This is a genomic window from Roseomonas genomospecies 6 (assembly GCF_008365375.1).
In the GTDB taxonomy this organism is placed as follows: domain Bacteria; phylum Pseudomonadota; class Alphaproteobacteria; order Azospirillales; family Azospirillaceae; genus Azospirillum.
In genome coordinates this window covers 108,210-127,014 of the sequence record NZ_QOKW01000006.1, presented here as the reverse complement: position 1 = coordinate 127,014, position 18,805 = coordinate 108,210, and the positions used below count along the sequence as shown (strand labels likewise).

The window sequence follows — 18,805 nt, the reverse complement described above, 5'->3', positions numbered from 1 at the left end:
ATGACGACCGATACGAGGTGACACGGTGGCGGACAAGGACGCGCGGAAGATCCCGCTGCACGGGGCGGAGGAGTTCGAGGCGATGCGCAAGGCCGGGCGGCTGGCCGCGGCGACCCTGGACTACATCACGCCCCATGTGGTGCCGGGGGTCAGCACGGGCCAACTGGACCGGCTGATCGAGGCCTACATGCGGGACAACGGCGCGATCCCCGCGACCATCGGCTACAACGGCTACCCGGCGGCGAGCTGCATTTCGCCGAACCATGTGGTGAACCACGGCATTCCCTCCGACGACAAGAAGCTTGTGGACGGCGACATCGTGAACATCGACGTCACGGTGATCCTGGATGGCTGGTATGGCGACACCAGCCGCATGTTCTTCGTCGGCGAGAAGATCGGGGTGAAGGCGCGCAAGCTGGTGGACATCACCTACAAGGCGATGATGGCCGGAATCGCGCAGGCCAAGCCCGGCAACCATCTGGGAGACATCGGCCACGCCATCCAGACGCTGGCCGAATCCCACCGCTACGGCGTCGTCCGCGACTTCGGCGGCCACGGCATCGGGCGGGTCTTCCACGACGCGCCCCATGTGGACCATTTCGGCAAGCGCGGCACGGGCGTGCTTCTGGTGCCGGGCATGGTCTTCACCATCGAGCCGATGCTGAACGCCGGAAAGCCGGATGTGAAGATCCTGTCGGACGGCTGGACCACGGTAACCCGCGACCGCTCCCTGTCCGCCCAGTTCGAGCATCAGGTCGGCATCACCGAGACGGGCTGCGAAATCTTCACCCTGTCTCCGGCGGGCTTCACCCAGCCGCCCTATGAGAGCGCCGCCGGGGCCGCCGCGGCATGAGCGAAGCATTGAAGCCCTGGACGGTGCTGGAGCGGCGGACCCTGCTCGACGCCGGTCCGTTCCTGCAGGTGCACGCCGAGACCATCGAAACGCCGGACGGCCGGCGGGTGGAGAATTTCCATCAGGTCGAACAGACGGACTTCGTTCTCATGTTCGTGGAGGACGAAGGCGGGCGGGCGCTGATGCTCCGCACCTACAAGCACGGCCCGCGCCGCGTCAGCCTGACCTTTCCCGCCGGGGCGCTGGACCCCGGAGAGGAACCCCTGACCGCGGCGAAGCGGGAGTTGCTGGAGGAGACGGGCTACGCCGCCGAGGACTGGACGCCGCTCGGTTCCTACGTGGTGCAGGGCAACCAGCGCGGCTGCGTCTGCCACATGTTCCACGCCCGCGCCGCCCGCAAGGTGGCGGAGGCGGATTCGGGGGACCTGGAGGAGATGCGGCTTGAGCTTCTGACCCGCGAGGAGCTGATCGCGGCGGCGGCAGAGGGCGATTACGCCCTGCTGCCCGTCATCGCCATGCTCGGCGCCGTCCTGCTGCCGGAACTGCGCGACACCCTTGCCAAGGGGACGGCGCGCGCCGGCGGGTGAGCGTCACTTCGCTTCGGTCGGGCCTGCGAAGAAGTGGGCGAGCGCGTCGGCGGCTTCGAGCGACAGCGGATTGTCGTTCTTGATGAGCTGCTCGTGGGCGTTCTTGATCGTCTGCACCGTCTCTTCGTTGGTCAGCAGACCCTTGGCCTGGAGCGTCTCCAGGATCTTGGCGCTCAGCATGAAGCTCGCGAAGGCCAGGCCGTTCGTGGTGATGTCCGCCATACTCGTCTCTCCGATGGGAAACCGGCATGAAGGAAGCCGGTGATCTTCGTGGCCGACCCTACCGGGCGACAGGTTAATTTTGCACGAACCCGCAGTGAAGGGGGCGTTACAGCGCCCGCACCTGCATCTTGATCGGGCCTTCCCCCCGGCCATGGACGAACTGGTCCACATAGGGATTGCCGGAGTTGTCGATGTCGTTGGCGTGGCCGGTCCAGACGATTCGGCCCTGATAGATCATCGCCACCCGGTCGGCGATCTTGCGGGCCGAGGCCATGTCGTGGGTGATGGTCACGGCGGTGGCGCCCAGATCCTTCACGCACTTCACGATCAGTTCGTTGATCACGTCGGCCATGATCGGGTCGAGGCCGGTGGTCGGTTCGTCGAAGAAGATGATCTCCGGCTCGTCGGCGATGGCGCGGGCGAGGCCGACGCGCTTCTGCATGCCGCCCGACAACTCCGACGGGAACAGCTCTCCCACCTCCGGACCGAGACCGACGGCGCCCATCTTGGCGATGGCGATCTCCTTCGCCTTGGCGCGCGGCATGTGCTCGCCCTGGATCAGGCCGAAGGCGACGTTCTCCCAAACCTTCAGGCTGTCGAACAGGGCCGCGCCCTGGAACAGCATGCCGAACTTGTGCAGCAGCTTCTCCCGCTCACGCGGGCGGAGCCTGGTCGTCTCCTCGCCGTCCACGCGGATGGAGCCGCTGTCCGGCGACAGCAGGCCGAGGACGCACTTCAGCATGACCGACTTGCCGGTGCCCGACCCGCCGATGACGACCAGCGATTCGCCGCGCCCGACCTCCAGGTCGATGCCGTTCAGCACGACCTTCGGCCCGAACGCCTTATGCACGTTCTTCAGCGAAATCTTCGGCGGATGAGCGGGGGGGACCTGCGACATGACTCGGCTCATTGGTCTGCGCTCATTTCGTCGAGAAGAAGATGCCGGTGATGAGGTAGTTCCACACCAGGATCAGGATGGAGGCCGAAACCACCGCGTTCGTCGTCGCCGCACCCACGCCCTGGGCGCCGCCGCGGGAATGGTAGCCGTGGTAGCAGCCCATCAGCGACACCATGAATCCGAACACCGCCGCCTTCACGAGGCCGGAAATCACGTCGATCGGCTCCAGGAACTCCCAGGTGCGGCCGATGTAGGAGGCCGGGTTGAAGTCCAGCCGGTAGACGCCGACCAGAAAGCCGCCGAACACGCCGATGATGTCGGCCACCAGCACAAGCAGCGGCAGCATGGTCAGCCCGGCGATCAGGCGCGGCGCCACCAGATACTTGAAGGGGTTGGTGGACAGGGTGGACAGGGCGTCGATCTGCTCGGTCACGCGCATGGTGCCGATCTCGGCGGCCATGGCGGCGCCGATGCGCCCAGCGACCATAAGGCCGCCCAGCACCGGCCCCAGTTCCCGCGTTACCGAAAGGGCGACCACCGTGGCGATGGCGCCCTCCGCCTGGAAGCGGGAGAAGCCGGAATAGCTTTGCAGCGCCAGCACCATGCCGGTGAACAGCGCGGTCAGCCCGACCACCGGCAGGGAGTAGTAGCCGATGTCGATCATCTGGCGCAGGATCTGCCGCGGGTACAGCGGCGGACGCACGCAGTGCGACAGGGCGGTGGCGGTGAACATCGCGAGCTTTCCGGTGGCTTCCAGAAAGATCAGGAAGGCCCGTCCGGTGGCGGCAAGGAAACCCATCAAGCGACCTCAGGCGGCGGCGGGTCGCGGTAGACCCTGTGATAGCGCGCGCCCAGCGAGGTCAGGATCTCGTAGCCGATGGTTCCGCCCTCGTCCGCCACGGTGTCCACCGGGCGGTTCGGGCCGATCAGCTCCACCAGCCCGCCGGGCGTCACCGCCTCGTCGGGAAGGTGGCTGACGTCCACCGTGACCAGATCCATCGAAACACGCCCAACCACCGGAGCGGCCACGCCGTTGACGAAGACATGGCCGCGCCCGCTGAGCGAGCGCAGATATCCGTCGGCATAACCCACTGCGATGGTTGCGATTTTGCCTCTCGCCGCAACGCGGTGCGTGGCACCGTAGCCAACGGTCATAGGGCTGTCAACGTTGCGCACCTGAAGCAGCCGGGCGTCCAGCCGGATGGTGGCCCGCATCGGGTTCGCGAAACCCGGCGTCGGGTTGACGCCGTAGAGCGCGCAGCCGGGCCGCACGAGGTCGAAATGGAAGGCCGGTCCGTGGAAGATCCCGGAGGAATTGGCGAAACTCGCCTTGGCCGCCGGAAGACGCCCGACCGCCGAGCGGAAACGACCGAGCTGTTGGCTGTTCATCGCCGAATCCTCGTCGGCGCAAGCGAGGTGGGTCATCCAGACCTGAACTTCCACCCCGTCGATCCGGGAAAGGTCGCCGACGAGCGTGTCCAGCTCGTCCGGACCCAGCCCGAGTCGGTTCATGCCCGTGTCGATGTGGACGACGGCGGGCAGGGGTGTGTCTTGCGCCTTGGCGTGGGCCTGCCACGCGGCGATGTCGCCCAGATGGTTCAGCACGGGCAGGATGCGGTGCGCCGTGAAGTCCGGCGCGGTGCCGGCGGGCAGGCCGCCCAGCGACAGCACGCGGGCGTCGGGCGGCGCCACGGCGCGGACGGCCAGTGCCTCCTCGAACTGCGCGACGACGAAGGTGCGGCAGCCGGCGGCGGCCAGAGCCGGGACGACGCGCTCCACCCCCAGGCCGTAGGCGTTCGCCTTGACCACGGCGGCGCATTCCGCGGGCGCCACCCGGTCGCGGAGCTGCGTCCAGTTGGCGACCACGGCGCCAAGGTCGATGGTCAGAACGGCGCCGGCGCGGGCCAGCGGATCACTCAGTAGGGCCGAAGTCATGGGTCGTGTCGAGGTCGCCGAATTTCGTGAACTGTCCATCGAAGAACATGCGGACATTGCCGATCGGGCCGTGGCGCTGCTTGGCGATGATCGCCTCCGCGGTGTTGTGCACCTCGGCGTAGCGCTTCTGCCAGTTGGCGTAGCGGTCGTTGTACTTGTCCTCCGTCTCCTCCGGCCGGCGGGCCGGCTCGGCGCGCTCAAGATAGTACTGTTCGCGGTAAACGAACATCACGACGTCGGCGTCCTGCTCGATGGAGCCCGATTCGCGCAGGTCGGCAAGCTGGGGCCGCTTGTCCTCGCGCATTTCCACGGCGCGGCTGAGCTGCGACAGGGCCAGCACCGGCACCTCCAGCTCCTTGGCGATGGCCTTCAGGCCGCGGGTGATCTCCGAGATCTCCTGCACGCGGTTCTCGTTGCCCTTGGTGGAGCTGCCGCGCAGAAGCTGGAGATAGTCCACCACCACCATGCCCAGACCGTGCGTGCGCTTCAGCCGGCGGCAGCGGGTGCGCACCGCGGCGATGGTCAGGGCCGGCGTGTCGTCGACGAAGAAGGGGACGCGGCTGAGTTCCTGGCTGGCCGCCACGAATTTGGGAAAGTCGCTGTCCTTGATCTCGCCGCGGCGGATCTTGTCGCCCGACACCTCGGCCTCGCCGGCCAGGATACGGGTGGCGAGCTGTTCCGCCGACATTTCCAGCGAGAAGAAGCCGACCGGCGCGCCCTCGCCACCGTTGGTGCGCATGTGCGCCTTGGCGGCGTTGAAGGCGATGTTGGTGGCCAGCGCCGTCTTGCCCATGGAGGGGCGCCCGGCCAGGATGACGAGGTCCGACGGGTGCAGGCCGCCCAGCTTGCGGTCGAGGTCGCGCAGGCCGGTGGTCACGCCGGTGACGTGGCTGGACCGCCGGAAGGCCGTCTCCGCCGTGGCGATCGCCGCCTTCAGCGACTCGGAGAAGGCGATGAAGCCTCCCCGCACGTCGCCCGTGGAAGCGAGGTCGAAAAGCTGCTTCTCCGCCGTCTCGATCTGGTCCATGGCGTCGATGTCGAGGTCGTGCTGGTACGCCTCGTTCACCATGTCCGTGCCGACCTCGATCAACTGACGGCGCAGGAACAGGTCGTGGATCGTCTTGCCGTAATCGCCCGCGTTGACGACCGTCACGACGTTGGCCGCGAGCTGCGCCAGGTAACTGGCGCCGCCGTCCGGCGCCAGTTCCGGATCGTTGTCGAAATAGGCCTTCAGCGTCACCGGGTTGGCGATCTGGCCGCGCTCCACCATCTTGGCGATGGCCGAGAAGATGCGCTGGTGCGCCGGGTCGTAGAAGTGCTCGGCGCGCAGGAACTCGCCGACCTTCTCGTACGCCTTGTTGTTGACCAGGATGGCGCCGAGCAGCGCCTGCTCCGCCTCCTCGTTGTGAGGCGGCGTGCGGTATTCCGCCGCGGGCTTCGCGGCACCGGCACGGGACAGCCCGCCGTCGAGGGGGCGCGGCTCGAAAAGCTGGGTGGTCTTGTCATCCATGGCGGCACTTTAGCAAAGGGCGGGGCGCAAAGCTGTGCGATCGGGGTAAGGCCACCCACATTCCTGTGAATAACTTTTTTCCACAATTGATGAGTTCTGGGGGTAAACGGGAAAAAGCAATATATTTCAACGCTATCTAGAGGAACCTTGCCTGTGGATGACCGCCGGAGCGGCGTCTTTCAGCGCCGCTTCGGTATGGACCATGTAATCGCGGACCAGCGGAACCGCGCCAAGCGACCTGGCGAGCTGGATCTGAAAGACCATGTGCCCCTGGTAGCGGAAGCTGATCTCTGCTCCAGCCAGATAGAACTCCCACATCCGGCAAAAGCGCTCGTCATACATGGCGCGAGCTTCCTCCCTCCGGGCCAGGAAGCGTTCCCGCCAATGATGCAGCGTCTCGGCGTAATGGAGGCGCAGGATTTCCACATCGGTGCTCCACAAACCGGCCTTCTCCACCGCCGGAATCACCTCCGACAGGGCCGGCGAATAGCCGCCGGGGAAGATGTATTTGCGCAGCCAGGGATTCGTCGTGCCAGGACCATCCGATCGTCCGATGGCGTGCAGCAGCGCCACCCCATCTCTGGCCAGCCGGTCGCGCAGCGTGGCGAAGAAGGTGCCGTAGTGCGGCACCCCGACATGCTCGAACATACCGACCGAGACGATGCGGTCGAAACACCCATCCATCTGGCGGTAATCGCGCAGTTCGAACCGCACCCGGTCGCCGAGTCCCTCCTGCTCCGCCCGTTTCCGTGCGACGGCGAGCTGTTCGGCCGACAGGGTGATTCCAGTGACATGGGCGCCGGTGGTCCGGGCAAGGTACAGCGCCATGCCGCCCCAGCCGCAGCCGATGTCGAGCACCCGCATTCCCGGCTGAAGCAGCAGCTTCGCCGCGATATGCCGCTTTTTGGCCTCCTGAGCCTCGTCCAACCCAGTGCCCGGCGTAGCGAAGTATGCGCAGGAATATTGGAGATCGCGGTCGAGGAACAGCTCGAAGAAAGCCCGCGACAGGTCGTAATGGTGGGCGACGTTCTGCCGTGACCGCCGCAGGGGATTGCTCTGCTGGAGGAGCCGAAGGGCCGGTGCGAGGGCCTCCCGCACGTTGCCCAACACGCCCTGGACATTCTCCGGTCCGGCGCACAACAACGCCAGGAAGTCGTAGACCGTCCCGCCCTCGATGGACAGGCGGCCATCCATGTAGGCTTCCCCGAAGCGCAGCCGTGGGTTCACGACGAGGTCACGGTGCAAAGCCTTGTCGTGCAGGCGAAGCGTCAGGGACGGAGTGCCGGCTCCCAAACGGTGCCTTCGTCCATCGGCGCCCACGATGTCCAACGCGCCTGCGGTCATCGCCGGACCGAGCAGTCGGGCAAGCAGCATCGCGCATCTCCTCATCCGTCGACCACGATTCGGTCTGGATTATCGCCGCACCAATCACCCGGAACGAGAGTCGGAGGGTGGGGTGGGAGAGGGCAACCCACCGGTCGGGGCAGGGGGGCGGGGCGTCCGGGGGAGCCGGAAGGAGGAGCGGGACGGAAAAGGGGGTGCAAACGCGGAAAAGCCGCCTCGCCCCTTTCAGGGGCGGGCGGCTTCCGGACGAGCGGACTGGTCTCGTTGAGCGGGCGGTCAGCCCTCCTCGGAAACCTCGGCCTCGGCGGCCTCGGGGGCCTCCTCGATCTCGTCTTCCTCGTCGTCGCGCAGGTCGGCCGCGGTGACCATGCCGCCGCGGGAGCGCTGCAACTCGGCCTCTTCCTGCGAGCGGGCGACGTTCACCGTGACGGTGATGCTCACCTCGGGGTGCAGGACGACGCGCAGCTTGAACAGGCCCAGCGTCTTGATCGGGTTCTCGATCGACACCTGCTTGCGGTCGACCTTGTAGCCGGCGGCGTCCAGGGCGTCCGCGACGTCGCGCGGGGTCACCGAACCGTACAGCACACCGGTCTCACCGGCCTGACGGATCACGACGACCGACACGTCGTTCATCTTGGCGGCAACCTGCTCGGCGTCCTTGCGGCGCTCCAGGTTGACGGCCTCCAGGTGGGCCTTCTGCTTCTCGAAGAACGCCATGTTCGCCTTGGTGGCGCGCAGGGCCTTCTTCTGCGGCAGCAGATAGTTGCGGGCGAAGCCGGGGCGCACCTTCACGACCTGGCCCATCTGGCCGAGCTTCTCGACCCGCTCCAGCAGAATAACTTCCATCACTCGTCCTCCTGATCGGGGCCGGCGGGCCGGAGACGGCGACGCAGCCCAATCCATTGCTCGATCATGCCCAGACCGACCATCAGCACGATCGGCCAACCGAAAAGAAACAGGAACATGTAAAACCCGACGAGGATCGGCAGCTTGGCCGACCGGCTTCGGGCGAATGCATGCACCACCGAAAGCCCGGCAAAGGCGAATGGCAGGGCCAGGATCAGCGCGGCGTTGACCGCGAGGAACCCGACCGGGTCCGGCGCCAGGGAGGCCGCCAGCATGGCCGCCAGGAACGCGGTGGCGAGCCACCGGGGCAGTTCCAGGTCGTCCAGCCGCATGGCGGGGCGCCGGTTGCGGCCGAACCGCATCAGGGCGCCCTGCGCCAGGGCTCCGTTGACGATCGTCATGACGAGCCATGAGATCACCGCGAAGCCCGGCAACACCTCGGCCATCCAGATGTCCTGCGGGTCCGGGGCCGGCTGGCCCTGTGCGGAGAACATCTGGTCCGCCATGCGGCCCAGCGTTTCCCGCACCGCGCCCTCCAGCCCGCCGGGCTGATCGAGCGTCAGAACCGCGGCACCCAGAAGGCCCGCCAGTCCCATTCCGGTCAGCGCCATCAGGAGCCGGCCCGGAGGATACCATTCCACACTCCCGTCGGAAGCCGTCCGCGCCAGAAGCGCCTGCCGCACCACCAGCATGACCGGGACAGCCGCGGTCACCAGATAGGCGAGAGACACCAGAAGGCTGGACGACACCGCCAGGACCGCCACCGTCCCCGCCGCACCGGCGAGAAGGGAGGCGGTGGAGCCGAGCCACAGTCCCGCGAGGAACAATGGCAGCGGCGCCAGATAGCCCAGGATCAGCGCCCCGAACCCGCCGAACAGGACGGCGAGGTAGAAGAACGCGCTGACCACGCCGACACCGATGGCAGCCGCCAGAGGGGCGGCCAGGGGCGAGGCCATGGGAACACCTTTGCCTAGTGTCCGCTTCGGGTCCTTACTTCACCACGTAGGGAAGCAGGGCCAGGAAACGGGCGCGCTTGATGGCGCGGGCGAGTTCGCGCTGCTTCTTCGCGGAAACCGCGGTGATGCGGCTCGGCACGATCTTGCCACGCTCGGAGATGAAGCGGGACAGGAGCTTGACGTCCTTGTAGTCGATCGCCGGAGCGTTCGCGCCCGAGAACGGGCAGGTCTTGCGGCGGCGGAAGAACGGACGGCGGGGACCGCCACCGGAACGGGCCGGAGCGCCCGAGGTCTGCTTGTCGGACATTTAAGCGTTCTCCCCTTCGGCAACGGTGGGTTCCTGGCGGCGCGGCGGGCGCGGGCCACGATCCTCGAAGCGGCGCGGGCCGCGGTCGCCGCGATCACCGCGGTCGCCACGCTCGCCGCGGCTCTGCATCATCACCGACGGGTTGGCGTCCAGCGCGTCGACGCGGACGGTCATGAAGCGCAGCACGTCCTCGTTGATGCCCATGTTCCGCTCCATCTCCAGGACGGCGGCGGCGGGGGCGTCAAGGTTGAACAGGGTGTAGTGACCCTTGCGGTTCTTCTTGATCTTGTAGGTGAGCGTCTTCAGACCCCAGTATTCGGTCTTGACGACCTGACCGCCGTTGTCGCGGATGATCTGGGCGAACTGCTCGCCGAGCTGCTCGGCCTGGGCGGCCGAGATGTCCTGGCGCGCGATCAGCACGCACTCGTAAAGAGCCATCTTACTCCCCATGGCTGTTCATGGTCCGGCGCTGCGCCCCATCCCCTATGGACAGGATCAGCCGCCCGGGCCTAGCCGGTGGCACGCGGGCCGCCGGCAAGGAGTTATGAAGCGGCGCAGTATGCACAAAAGCCCTACCCGGACAAGCGGAAACATGAGCCGCCCGGCGATTCCGCTTTCCGCGGCCCGGAGTGCCCCTTCCTTCCTGTCGCCGCTGCATCGCAGCAATGAAAAAGCGCCGGAAATGCAACAGAAAGGCACCAATTCCAGCCCTTCAACGTTGAGCATCGCTTGACTTGCCCGAACGGCAGGGTATGACTGTCGCCGAATTCAACGGCAGCGCCGCTGGTGGCGTGCCTATTTATTAGGGTTTCCAGACAGCATGACCAGGGCGTTCGTCTTTCCGGGCCAGGGCAGCCAAGCCGTCGGCATGGGCCGCGAGCTGGCCGAGGCGTTCGAGGTCGCGCGGCACACCTTCGAAGAGGTGGACGACGCGTTGAACCAGCGCCTGTCCCGCCTGATGTTCGAAGGCCCCGAGGCCGACCTGACCCTGACCGAGAACGCCCAGCCGGCCCTGATGGCCGTGAGCATCGCGGTTCTGCGGGTGCTGAAGGACCAGGGCGGGCTCGACCTCTCCAAGCACGCCGCCTTCGTCGCCGGCCACTCGCTCGGCGAATATTCGGCCCTCTGCGCCGCCGGCGCCTTCACCGTGGCCGACACCGCGCGCCTGCTGAAGCTGCGCGGTCAGGCCATGCAGAAGGCGGTTCCGGTCGGGCAGGGCGCCATGGCCGCCCTTCTGGGCGCCGAGCTGGAGCAGGCCCAGGCCATCGCGGCCGATGCCGCTCAAAACCCTGCGGGCCAGAACGAGGTCTGCACCGTCGCCAACGACAACTCGTCGGGTCAGGTGGTGATCTCCGGCCACGCCGAGGCCATCGACCGGGCGATACTGATCGCGGCGGAACGCGGGCTGAAGCGCACCGTGCGTCTGCCGGTCAGCGCGCCCTTCCATTGCCCGCTGATGCAGCCGGCCGCCGACGCCATGGCCGAGGCGCTCGCCGCCGTGACGATCGGCGCCCCGGAGGTTCCGGTGGTCGCCAACGTGACGGCCTTTGCCGTCTCGGACCCCAACGAGATCCGCCGCCTTCTGGTGGAGCAGGTGACCGGGATGGTCCGCTGGCGCGAGAGCGTGCTCTATATGAAGGAGCAGGGCGTCGACACGCTGGTGGAGCTCGGTTCTGGCAAGGTGCTGTCGGGTCTCGCCAAGCGCATCGACAAGGAATTGGCCGGCACCTCCGTCCAGGGGCCCGCCGACGTCGAATCGTTCCTGAAGACCCTGTGAGGCATTCCATGTTCGACCTGACCGGAAAGAAGGCGCTGGTCACCGGCGCGTCGGGTGGCATCGGGGCGCAGATCGCCCGCGCGCTGCACGCGCAGGGCGCCACCGTCGCCCTGTCCGGCACCCGCGTCGCCCCGCTGGAGGCCTTGGCCGCCGAGCTGGGCGAGCGCGCCGTCGTGGTGCCCGGCAATCTGGCCGACGCCGCCGGAACCGAGCAGCTTGCCAAGGATGCGGAGGCCGCGCTCGGCCAGATCGACATCCTGGTCAACAACGCCGGTTTGACCCGCGACCAGCTTGCCATGCGCATGAAGGACGACGACTGGCAGTCGGTGCTGGACGTCAACCTGACGGCCGCATTCCGTCTGTCGCGCGCCGTTCTGCGCGGCATGATGAAGCGCCGCTGGGGCCGCATCATCGGCATCACCTCGATCGTCGGCGTCACCGGCAACCCCGGTCAGGCCAACTACGCCGCCTCCAAGGCCGGCATGATCGGCATGTCGAAGTCGCTGGCCGCGGAGGTCGCGTCGCGCGGCATCACCGTGAACTGCGTCGCGCCGGGTTTCATCACCACGGCGATGACCGACGCCCTAAATTCGGAGCAGAAGGACAAGCTGCTCACCGCCATTCCTTCCGGCCGCATGGGCGAGCCGGGGGAAATCGCCGCCGGAGTCGTGTACCTGGCGAGCGATGAGGCCGCCTATGTCACCGGCCAGACGCTGCACATCAACGGCGGCATGGCCATGATCTGAGGCGGATTCGCTGCCTGAACCACAGGTTCGGACCGGCTCCCGCGGGCGCTGGTCAAGGCTGTTAAAATGTGTTATCGGACGGGGCTTTTTGTGGCAGGAAGGCACGCAGCCGCGTGTTGAACCGGCCGAATTCGCCCGAGCGGTCTCAAGGATTGGAAGGTCTGAAAAAATGAGCGATGTCGCCGAGCGCGTTAAGAAGATCGTGGTGGACCACCTGGGCGTCGAGGAAGGTAAGGTGACGGAGAACGCCTCCTTCATCGACGATCTCGGCGCCGACAGCCTCGACACGGTCGAGCTGGTCATGGCTTTCGAGGAAGAGTTCGGCTGCGAGATTCCGGACGACGCCGCCGAGAAGATCCTGACGGTGAAGGACGCCATCGACTTCATCAAGGCGAACGCCGCCGCCTGATAAGGCGATGGTGCGAGAGGGCCAGGCAGCTTTACCAAGTGGCCTGGCCGTCGCTGAGTTTTCCGAGGAAAGGTCAAGGAATACCCCATGAGACGTGTCGTCGTTACCGGCCTCGGTCTGGTCACGCCGCTCGGTGTCGGCCACAAGCTCAACTGGGAGCGTCTGATCGCCGGCCAATCGGGCATCCGCGCCATCACGGGTTTTGACGCCTCCGATCTGGCCTCGAAGGTTGCCGGGCAGGTTCCGCGCGGGGATGGCGATGGGTTGTTCAACCCCGACGCCTTCATTCCGCCGAAGGACCAGCGGAAGATGGATGATTTCATCATCTTCGCCATCGCCGCCGCCCACGAAGCCATCAAGGATTCCGGCTGGGTCCCCCAGACCGACGAGGAGCGCGAACTCACCGGCGTCATGGTGGGCTCGGGCATCGGCGGGCTGCCGGGAATCGCCGAAGGTGCGGTGACCTTGCATGAAAAGGGTCCGCGCCGCATCTCCCCCTTCTTCATTCCGGCCTGCCTGATCAATCTGGCGTCCGGCCACATCTCCATCCAGCACGGCTTCAAGGGTCCGAACCACGCGGTGGTGACGGCCTGCTCGACCGGCGCGCACGCCATCGGCGATGCCTCGCGCCTGATCATGCTGGGTGACGCGGACGTGATGGTCGCCGGCGGCACGGAAGCGGCGGTCAGCCGCCTTGGCGTCGGTGGTTTCGCCGCCATGCGCGCCCTGTCCACCGCCTTCAACGACACGCCGGAAAAGGCGTCGCGTCCCTACGACAAGGACCGCGACGGCTTCGTCATCGGTGAAGGGTCGGGTGTCGTCGTCCTGGAAGAGCTGGAGCACGCGAAGAAGCGCGGCGCCCACATCTACGCCGAGGTGGTTGGCTACGGCATGTCGGGCGACGCCTACCACATCTCCGCTCCGGCGGAAGACGGCAACGGCGGTTTCCGCTCCATGCGCAACGCGCTGAAGCGGGCCGGGATGGAGCCGGCGGCCATCGACTACGTCAACGCCCACGGCACCTCGACGCCCCTTGGCGACGAGATCGAACTGGGCGCTGTGAAGCGTCTGTTCGGGAGCGCGATGGACAACGTCGCCATGTCCTCCACCAAGTCGGCCATCGGTCACCTGCTGGGTGCTGCCGGCGCGGTCGAGGCCATCTACTCGATCAAGGCGATCAACCACGGCATCGTCCCGCCAACGCTGAACCTTGAGAACCCGTCGGAAAGCTGCCTCGGCGTCAACCTCGTTCCGAAGGTTGCGCAGGAGCGCCGCGTGCGGGCCGCTCTGTCGAACTCGTTCGGCTTCGGCGGCACCAACGCCTCCCTGGTCTTCAAGGAATTCGCCTGAGCGGCGAAGCATAGCGGAGACCGCCGATGGGCTGGGGCCTCCGAATCGCGGCGGGGGCGTTGTCCGTCCTCACCGCGGGCAGCGCTTTGGTGTTCTGGGGTGCCCTCCGCGTGATGGCCCCCGGACCACTGGAGCATGCTGAAACGGTCGTGATCCCGCGCGGCAGCGGGCTTGAAGCCATCGCGCTGACCTTGGGGGATGCGGGGGTCGTCGAGTCTCCGATCCTCTTCCTGGTCGCCGCGAAGCTGGAAGGCCCGCTGAAGGCGGGTGAATATGCGTTCCCGGCGGGGATCAGCATCGACGGTGTCCTGGACATGCTGCACCAGGGCAAGACCGTGGTCCGCCGCTTCACGGTGCCGGAGGGGCTGACCTCCGCCCAGGTCGTGGCCTTGCTCGACGCCGAGTCGGCGCTGACCGGCGAGTTGAAGGCGGTTCCGAAGAACGGAAGCCTGCTGCCGGAAACCTATCACTATTCCTACGGCGATTCGCGCTCCGCTCTGGTCGAGCGCATGCAGCACGCCATGACCCAGGCGCTGAACGACGCCTGGAAGAACCGCGGTCCGGATCTTCCTTACGAAAATCCGCAGCAGGCGCTGACCATGGCGTCCATCGTGGAGAAGGAAACCGGAGTCGCGGCGGAGCGCGCCAAGGTGGCCGGCGTCTTCGTGAATCGGCTGGAATCCGGCATGAAGCTCCAGTCCGACCCGACGGTCATCTACGCCTTGACGGATGGCAGTGGGGAACTTGGGCGGGCCTTGACCCGGAACGACTGGAAGTTCGAATCGCCCTACAACACCTATGTCGCGGCGGGGCTACCGCCGGGACCGATCGCCAATCCGGGGCGAGCCTCCATCCAGGCGGCCTTGCATCCGGAGAAGCACGACTTCCTGTACTTCGTCGCCGATGGCGGGGGCGGGCATGTCTTTGCGAAGACCTTGCCCGATCACAACCGGAACGTCGCCAAGTGGCGCGAGGTGCAGCGCCGGCAAACGGGCAACGGGGACACGCCGCAGGAGTGAGCGGTCCCCTGTTCCCGGTCGGAAGGCACGGCGATCAGACGGCGGTCAAGCGGCGTTCGACGTCATCAGCTCCAGCGCCACGACCCCGCCGAGCGCGCCATAGCTCTTGCGGGCGGCGCGCATCTTCTCCAGCGATTCCATCAGGCTTTCCTCGGCGAAGCCAGGGGCGAGCTGCGCCAGTTCCTGTTCCGTCAAAGCGATGAAGGCGTCCAGAAGGCGCGCGTGGATGCGGCACGCCTGGCGGACTTCATCGGCGACCATCGGTGCTGGCATGGTAGGCTCCCAATCACGGAATAAAGAGAAACACGGTCCGTCCGTGCGTGGGAATTCTCTCGGCTTGTGGTTAATAGAGCATTAAATGCAATTCATCATCCCGGAAGGAAGAAGAGTTACCACTTCAGACGAAATGAGCGAAATTGGGACGTTTTTGATTGCGAGTTGTGACGGAGATGAGTCGGCTTTTGAGACTTTCGAATATTCATCATTGAAAGATGCGCTTTGCTCCCTCTCCCGCGGTGGAAGAGGGAGCCGTTCAGCATTTATCGCCGGATTTCCTTGTCCAGGTTGAGTTCGGCCTTGGCCCCCTGGATGCGCGCCCGGTAGACCAGCATGGCCTCCATGACGCGCTGCACGTAATTGCGCGTCTCGTAGATCGGGATCAACTCCAGCCAATCCACCGCGTCGATCGCCTCGCCGCGCGGGTCGCCGTAGGTGTCGATCCATTGCCGCACGCGGGTGGGGCCGGCGTTGTAGGCGGCGATGGCCATGATGTAGGAGCCGTTGAACCGGTCGATCATGTCCGCCAGATAGGTCGAGCCGAGCCGCACATTGTAATCCGGGTCGCTGATCAGCTTCGCGTTGTCGTGCTTGACGCCGAGCTTGTTGGCGACGAGCTGCGCCGTTCCGGGCATGAGCTGCATCAGGCCGCGCGCGCCGGCCGAGGACACGACGCGGGTGTTGAAGGTGCTCTCCTGCCGGATGATGGCGTGCACCAGGGCGATTTCCGGAGTGGCGGGACGGCTTTCGATCATCGGATAGCCGGCTTCGACCAGGAAAACGTCGTTCTGCGCGGCGTCCTTCGCGGCGGCCACGGCGAGGTCGCGGCGCCCAAGCTCCCGCGCCAGCTTGGCGGCCAGCACATAGTCCGCCGGCTCCTTCGCGTCCAGGCTGAGGCGGCGGAGGAAGGCGGTGACCCGCTCGTCCGTGTTGCCCTCGATCTCCGCGAGCAGCTTCGTCACGCGCACCACCTCCCGCCGCTCGAAGGCGGTGGCATCGGCGTTGGACACGCGCGGCTCGACGGGCAGGGCGATGCGCCCGTTCCCGGCGTGGCGAGCGGCGAGCTGTCCGTAGAAGGTCGTGCCGTACTGGGCGGCCTTGGCGTACCAATCCTTGGCCTGCGCCGTCTGGCCCAGAGCCTCCGCCGCGCGCCCGCACCAATAGGCGCCGCGCGCCTTGCTGATCGGCGCGCCGACGGAGCGGTAGAGCTTGTGGAAATGGTTGAAGGCGCTCGACGGATCGTCGAGGAAGCGCAGCGCCAGGAAACCGGCCAGGAACTCCGCCTCCGCCGCACCGCTGCCCTCGGTCTGGCCGTGCGCTGTCACCAGCCGGTAGGCCAGGTTGTGGTCGCCGTTCACCATGGCGCGGCGGGCCAGGATGTGGCGCTCCGTCCACCAGGCCTGCGGGCGGCCCATGTCCTTGGGCGCCTGTGCGATGATCTCCAGCGCGCCCGCGTCGTCCCCCTTGCGGCGGCGGTAGCGGGCGCGGTCGAACAGCAGGCCGGGGTCGTTGCGCAAGGAGGCGGGAACGCGGGCCAAGGCGGCGTCGGCGTTCTTGGCATCGCCGTCCAGCGCGATCCGCGCCTCGATCAGCAGGTCGTAAGCCTCGTCGAAGAAGGGCAGCATGCGGCGCACCGCGGCTTCCTGCCGTTCCCACAGCAGCCGGTCGATGCGCGCCTTGTGCTCCTGCTGGCGCAGGTGGGAGCGGTAGCGGGCCAGGAACTGCTCCTCGTCCGCCGCGGTGAAGTTCGCCTCCACCCAGCGGTCGCGCACCATCCGCACGGCCCGCTCGGCGTTGCCGGTCGCCAGAAGCGTGTCGGCGTGGCGCATGAAGCCTTCGTTGGACAGGGGAGGGTACTGCTTGAACCAGGCGAGCACCCGGTCCTCGTCCAGGTCGATGGGCATCGCCTTCTCCGCCTGCCGGCGAAGCTGCGCCTGGTTCGGCCAATCGCCGTTCTCGCGGATGAAGGCGGCGATCTCGTCGAAACTGCCGCCGCCGGGAGCCGCCAGGGCCATCCAGCGGATCACCTTGGCCGGCAGCTTGTTGGACGCCTGGCCGGCAATGCGCAGCGCCTCGTCGTGCCGGTCGTTGTCGGCGGCCTTGAAGGCCTGCCGGTAGACGGCGAGGTCCTGCGCCGTCAGGCTGGCCGCCCCGGCGGGCTGGGCCAGCACGATCAACCCCAGCAGGGCGGCGGCAATGGCGGAACGGGTGGCATGTCGGATGATCATCCGGGCGCTCTTGCTCGGGGGAACGGGTGCGGCTAAGGTGCGCGACACTTTTCTTGAAGTCCGTCGGAGGTGGCAGGCATGTTGTACGGTTCCATCGTCGCTCTTTTGACCCCGTTTAAAAACGGGAAAGTGGACGAGGCCGCCTTCCAGTCCTTCGTCGAGTGGCAGGTTGCGCAGGGCACCCACGGTCTCGTCCCGTGCGGCACCACGGGCGAGTCGCCCACCCTCTCCCACGAAGAGCACAACCGGGTCGTCGAGCTGTGCATCGAGGCCGCGGGCGGGAAGGTTCCGGTCGTCGCCGGCACCGGATCGAACTCCACCGATGAGGCGATCTCGCTGACCCAGCACGCGAAGAAGGCCGGCGCCACCGCGGCGCTGGTGGTCACGCCCTATTACAACAAGCCGACGCAAGAAGGTCTGTACCAGCATTTCAAAGCGATCCATGACGCGGCGGATTTGCCGATCGTTATCTACAACATTCCCGGCCGCAGTGTCGTGGATATGTCGGTGGCAACGATGGCCCGCCTCGCCAAGCTGCCGAACATCATCGGCGTGAAGGACGCCACGGCCGATCTGGCCCGTCCGGTCCGTCTGCTGCAGGAGGTCGGCCCCGACTTCATCCAGCTTTCGGGCGAGGACGCGACGGCTCTGGCTTTCAACGCGCAGGGCGGCGTCGGCTGCATCTCGGTGACGGCGAACATCGCGCCGGCCCAGTGCGCCGCGATGCAGGACGCTTGGCGGAAGGGCGATCTCGCCACCGCCTACAAGTACCGCGACCTGCTGACCCCGCTGCACGATTCCATGTTCGTGGAGACGAGCCCGGCCCCGGTGAAATACGCCGCCAGCCTGCTCGGCAAGTCCACGGACGAGGTTCGCCTGCCGCTGGTCGCCGCGTCGGAGAGCACGCGGACCATCGTCCGCGATGCGATGAAGAAGGCCGGGGTGCTGTCCTAAGGGACGGCACCACCCCGCCTTAGGGAAGGAGGATACGTGGCCGCCCGCGAGCCCGAACCAAGGCGCATGGCGGCACAGAACCGCCGCGCACGCTTCGACTATTTCATCGAAGACACCCTGGAGGCCGGTCTGATCCTGACCGGCACCGAGGTGAAGTCGTTGCGCGGCGGCCGTGCCAGCATCAACGAGGCGTACGCCGGCCTCAAGAACGGGGAACTGTACCTGTTCAACGCCTACATCCCGGAATACGGGCAGGCGGGCCGCTGGCTTCAGCACGAGACCAAACGGCCGCGCAAGTTGCTGGTGCACCGCCGTGAGCTGAGCAAGCTCATGGGCGCCATCAAGCAGAAGGGGATCACGCTGATCCCGATGTCGGTCTACTTCAACGACCGCGGCATCGCCAAGGTCGAGGTGGGCCTCGCCGCCGGCAAGAAGAAGCACGACAAGCGCGAGTCCGAGAAGGAACGGACGTGGCAGCGCGACAAGGCTCGGCTGATGCGCGACCGGGGCTGAGACGAAGGACGACATTCACCACGGAGACACGGAGACACGGAGGTCGCGCCTTCTCCGTGTCTCCGTGTCTCTGTG

General features: G+C 66.7%; 22 protein-coding genes. 10 read left to right on the top strand and 12 right to left on the bottom strand.

Annotated elements, in window-relative coordinates:
- Positions 1-25: 25 nt before the first annotated feature.
- Both map and DS843_RS10310 read left to right on the top strand, forming a co-directional pair.
- Entirely contained in the window at positions 26-853 is an 828-nt protein-coding gene (gene map / locus DS843_RS10315) for a type I methionyl aminopeptidase (protein ID WP_149468800.1), read from the top strand.
- Positions 850-1,440 (top strand): NUDIX hydrolase, encoded by a 591-nt coding sequence (locus DS843_RS10310; protein ID WP_149468799.1) that lies wholly within the window; start codon positions 850-852, stop codon positions 1,438-1,440. Before map ends, DS843_RS10310 begins: the two co-directional genes overlap by 4 nt.
- 3 nt (positions 1,441-1,443) lie before the next feature.
- Here DS843_RS10310 and DS843_RS10305 read toward each other — a convergent pair whose 3' ends face one another.
- The 10 genes from DS843_RS10305 to rpsF form a co-directional block, all read right to left on the bottom strand.
- Positions 1,444-1,662, bottom strand: coding sequence for a hypothetical protein (locus DS843_RS10305; protein WP_149468798.1), 219 nt, complete (start codon positions 1,660-1,662; stop codon positions 1,444-1,446).
- 106 nt (positions 1,663-1,768) lie between these two features.
- Complete coding sequence (locus tag DS843_RS10300) at positions 1,769-2,560, bottom strand: ABC transporter ATP-binding protein (RefSeq protein ID WP_286192031.1); 792 nt, start codon at positions 2,558-2,560, stop codon at positions 1,769-1,771.
- Between the two features lie 22 nt (positions 2,561-2,582).
- Positions 2,583-3,359, bottom strand: coding sequence for an MlaE family ABC transporter permease (locus DS843_RS10295; protein WP_149468796.1), 777 nt, complete (start codon positions 3,357-3,359; stop codon positions 2,583-2,585).
- Positions 3,359-4,495 (bottom strand): alanine racemase, encoded by a 1,137-nt coding sequence (gene alr / locus DS843_RS10290; RefSeq protein ID WP_149468795.1) that lies wholly within the window; start codon positions 4,493-4,495, stop codon positions 3,359-3,361. Before alr ends, DS843_RS10295 begins: the two co-directional genes overlap by 1 nt.
- Positions 4,473-6,005: a replicative DNA helicase gene (locus DS843_RS10285; RefSeq protein ID WP_149468794.1), complete on the bottom strand. Its 1,533-nt coding sequence runs from the start codon at positions 6,003-6,005 to the stop codon at positions 4,473-4,475. The genes alr and DS843_RS10285 overlap by 23 nt, the downstream gene beginning before the upstream one ends.
- 132 nt (positions 6,006-6,137) lie before the next feature.
- Positions 6,138-7,379, bottom strand: a complete 1,242-nt coding sequence (locus DS843_RS10280) for an SAM-dependent methyltransferase (protein ID WP_149468793.1) — start codon at positions 7,377-7,379, stop codon at positions 6,138-6,140.
- Positions 7,380-7,625: 246 nt separating this feature from the next.
- A complete protein-coding gene (rplI, locus tag DS843_RS10275) occupies positions 7,626-8,195 on the bottom strand; it encodes a 50S ribosomal protein L9 (protein ID WP_149468792.1) in 570 nt (189 codons plus the stop codon).
- Positions 8,195-9,151, bottom strand: coding sequence for a DUF2232 domain-containing protein (locus DS843_RS10270; RefSeq protein WP_149468791.1), 957 nt, complete (start codon positions 9,149-9,151; stop codon positions 8,195-8,197). Before DS843_RS10270 ends, rplI begins: the two co-directional genes overlap by 1 nt.
- A 34-nt stretch (positions 9,152-9,185) precedes the next feature.
- On the bottom strand, positions 9,186-9,458 hold the full coding sequence (gene rpsR / locus DS843_RS10265; RefSeq protein ID WP_145626607.1) for a 30S ribosomal protein S18: 273 nt from the start codon (positions 9,456-9,458) through the stop codon (positions 9,186-9,188).
- Positions 9,459-9,896, bottom strand: coding sequence for a 30S ribosomal protein S6 (gene rpsF, locus DS843_RS10260; protein ID WP_149468790.1), 438 nt, complete (start codon positions 9,894-9,896; stop codon positions 9,459-9,461).
- Positions 9,897-10,050: 154 nt separating this feature from the next.
- On the opposite strand from rpsF, the gene DS843_RS31140 reads away from it, so the two are divergent.
- The 6 genes from DS843_RS31140 (at position 10,051) to mltG (ending at position 14,759) form a co-directional block, all read left to right on the top strand.
- Entirely contained in the window at positions 10,051-10,191 is a 141-nt protein-coding gene (locus DS843_RS31140) for a hypothetical protein (RefSeq protein ID WP_167525257.1), read from the top strand.
- A gap of 87 nt (positions 10,192-10,278) precedes the next feature.
- Positions 10,279-11,235 carry an ACP S-malonyltransferase gene (fabD, locus tag DS843_RS10255; protein WP_149468789.1) on the top strand — a complete coding sequence of 319 codons (957 nt, stop codon included), beginning with the start codon at positions 10,279-10,281 and terminating at the stop codon, positions 11,233-11,235.
- A gap of 8 nt (positions 11,236-11,243) precedes the next feature.
- Positions 11,244-11,981: a 3-oxoacyl-[acyl-carrier-protein] reductase gene (gene fabG, locus DS843_RS10250; protein ID WP_149468788.1), complete on the top strand. Its 738-nt coding sequence runs from the start codon at positions 11,244-11,246 to the stop codon at positions 11,979-11,981.
- Between the two features lie 169 nt (positions 11,982-12,150).
- Complete coding sequence (locus DS843_RS10245; RefSeq protein WP_149468787.1) at positions 12,151-12,390, top strand: acyl carrier protein; 240 nt, start codon at positions 12,151-12,153, stop codon at positions 12,388-12,390.
- Between the two features lie 87 nt (positions 12,391-12,477).
- Positions 12,478-13,740, top strand: a complete 1,263-nt coding sequence (gene fabF / locus DS843_RS10240; RefSeq protein WP_149468786.1) for a beta-ketoacyl-ACP synthase II — start codon at positions 12,478-12,480, stop codon at positions 13,738-13,740.
- 26 nt (positions 13,741-13,766) lie between these two features.
- Entirely contained in the window at positions 13,767-14,759 is a 993-nt protein-coding gene (mltG, locus tag DS843_RS10235; RefSeq protein ID WP_149468785.1) for an endolytic transglycosylase MltG, read from the top strand.
- 45 nt (positions 14,760-14,804) lie between these two features.
- Here mltG and DS843_RS10230 read toward each other — a convergent pair whose 3' ends face one another.
- Together DS843_RS10230 and DS843_RS10225 are read right to left on the bottom strand one after the other, a co-directional pair.
- Complete coding sequence (locus DS843_RS10230) at positions 14,805-15,032, bottom strand: hypothetical protein (protein WP_149468784.1); 228 nt, start codon at positions 15,030-15,032, stop codon at positions 14,805-14,807.
- 266 nt (positions 15,033-15,298) lie between these two features.
- Complete coding sequence (locus tag DS843_RS10225; protein WP_149468783.1) at positions 15,299-17,263, bottom strand: lytic transglycosylase domain-containing protein; 1,965 nt, start codon at positions 17,261-17,263, stop codon at positions 15,299-15,301.
- A 78-nt stretch (positions 17,264-17,341) separates the two neighbouring features.
- Between DS843_RS10225 and dapA the strand changes: the two genes are divergently transcribed.
- The gene (dapA, locus tag DS843_RS10220; protein WP_149468782.1) at positions 17,342-18,217 is read left to right on the top strand and encodes a 4-hydroxy-tetrahydrodipicolinate synthase; all 876 of its coding nucleotides are present in this window, start codon (positions 17,342-17,344) and stop codon (positions 18,215-18,217) included.
- A 66-nt stretch (positions 18,218-18,283) separates the two neighbouring features.
- Complete coding sequence (gene smpB / locus DS843_RS10215; protein WP_149468781.1) at positions 18,284-18,730, top strand: SsrA-binding protein SmpB; 447 nt, start codon at positions 18,284-18,286, stop codon at positions 18,728-18,730.
- Positions 18,731-18,805: the final 75 nt, after the last annotated feature.

Excerpts from the sequence above, each read along its gene's own strand:
- DS843_RS10310 (WP_149468799.1), top strand. The coding sequence starts at position 850 with ATGAGCGAAGCATTGAAGCCCTGGACGGTGCTGGAGCGGCGGACCCTG.
- DS843_RS10305 (WP_149468798.1), bottom strand. The coding sequence starts at position 1,662 with ATGGCGGACATCACCACGAACGGCCTGGCCTTCGCGAGCTTCATGCTG.
- DS843_RS10300 (WP_286192031.1), bottom strand. The coding sequence starts at position 2,560 with ATGTCGCAGGTCCCCCCCGCTCATCCGCCGAAGATTTCGCTGAAGAAC.
- DS843_RS10295 (WP_149468796.1), bottom strand. The coding sequence starts at position 3,359 with ATGGGTTTCCTTGCCGCCACCGGACGGGCCTTCCTGATCTTTCTGGAA.
- alr (WP_149468795.1), bottom strand. The coding sequence starts at position 4,495 with ATGACTTCGGCCCTACTGAGTGATCCGCTGGCCCGCGCCGGCGCCGTT.
- DS843_RS10285 (WP_149468794.1), bottom strand. The coding sequence starts at position 6,005 with ATGGATGACAAGACCACCCAGCTTTTCGAGCCGCGCCCCCTCGACGGC.
- DS843_RS10280 (WP_149468793.1), bottom strand. The coding sequence starts at position 7,379 with ATGCTGCTTGCCCGACTGCTCGGTCCGGCGATGACCGCAGGCGCGTTG.
- rplI (WP_149468792.1), bottom strand. The coding sequence starts at position 8,195 with ATGGAAGTTATTCTGCTGGAGCGGGTCGAGAAGCTCGGCCAGATGGGC.
- DS843_RS10270 (WP_149468791.1), bottom strand. The coding sequence starts at position 9,151 with ATGGCCTCGCCCCTGGCCGCCCCTCTGGCGGCTGCCATCGGTGTCGGC.
- rpsR (WP_145626607.1), bottom strand. The coding sequence starts at position 9,458 with ATGTCCGACAAGCAGACCTCGGGCGCTCCGGCCCGTTCCGGTGGCGGT.
- rpsF (WP_149468790.1), bottom strand. The coding sequence starts at position 9,896 with ATGGCTCTTTACGAGTGCGTGCTGATCGCGCGCCAGGACATCTCGGCC.
- DS843_RS31140 (WP_167525257.1), top strand. The coding sequence starts at position 10,051 with ATGAGCCGCCCGGCGATTCCGCTTTCCGCGGCCCGGAGTGCCCCTTCC.
- fabD (WP_149468789.1), top strand. The coding sequence starts at position 10,279 with ATGACCAGGGCGTTCGTCTTTCCGGGCCAGGGCAGCCAAGCCGTCGGC.
- fabG (WP_149468788.1), top strand. The coding sequence starts at position 11,244 with ATGTTCGACCTGACCGGAAAGAAGGCGCTGGTCACCGGCGCGTCGGGT.
- DS843_RS10245 (WP_149468787.1), top strand. The coding sequence starts at position 12,151 with ATGAGCGATGTCGCCGAGCGCGTTAAGAAGATCGTGGTGGACCACCTG.
- fabF (WP_149468786.1), top strand. The coding sequence starts at position 12,478 with ATGAGACGTGTCGTCGTTACCGGCCTCGGTCTGGTCACGCCGCTCGGT.
- mltG (WP_149468785.1), top strand. The coding sequence starts at position 13,767 with ATGGGCTGGGGCCTCCGAATCGCGGCGGGGGCGTTGTCCGTCCTCACC.
- DS843_RS10230 (WP_149468784.1), bottom strand. The coding sequence starts at position 15,032 with ATGCCAGCACCGATGGTCGCCGATGAAGTCCGCCAGGCGTGCCGCATC.
- DS843_RS10225 (WP_149468783.1), bottom strand. The coding sequence starts at position 17,263 with ATGATCATCCGACATGCCACCCGTTCCGCCATTGCCGCCGCCCTGCTG.
- dapA (WP_149468782.1), top strand. The coding sequence starts at position 17,342 with ATGTTGTACGGTTCCATCGTCGCTCTTTTGACCCCGTTTAAAAACGGG.
- smpB (WP_149468781.1), top strand. The coding sequence starts at position 18,284 with ATGGCGGCACAGAACCGCCGCGCACGCTTCGACTATTTCATCGAAGAC.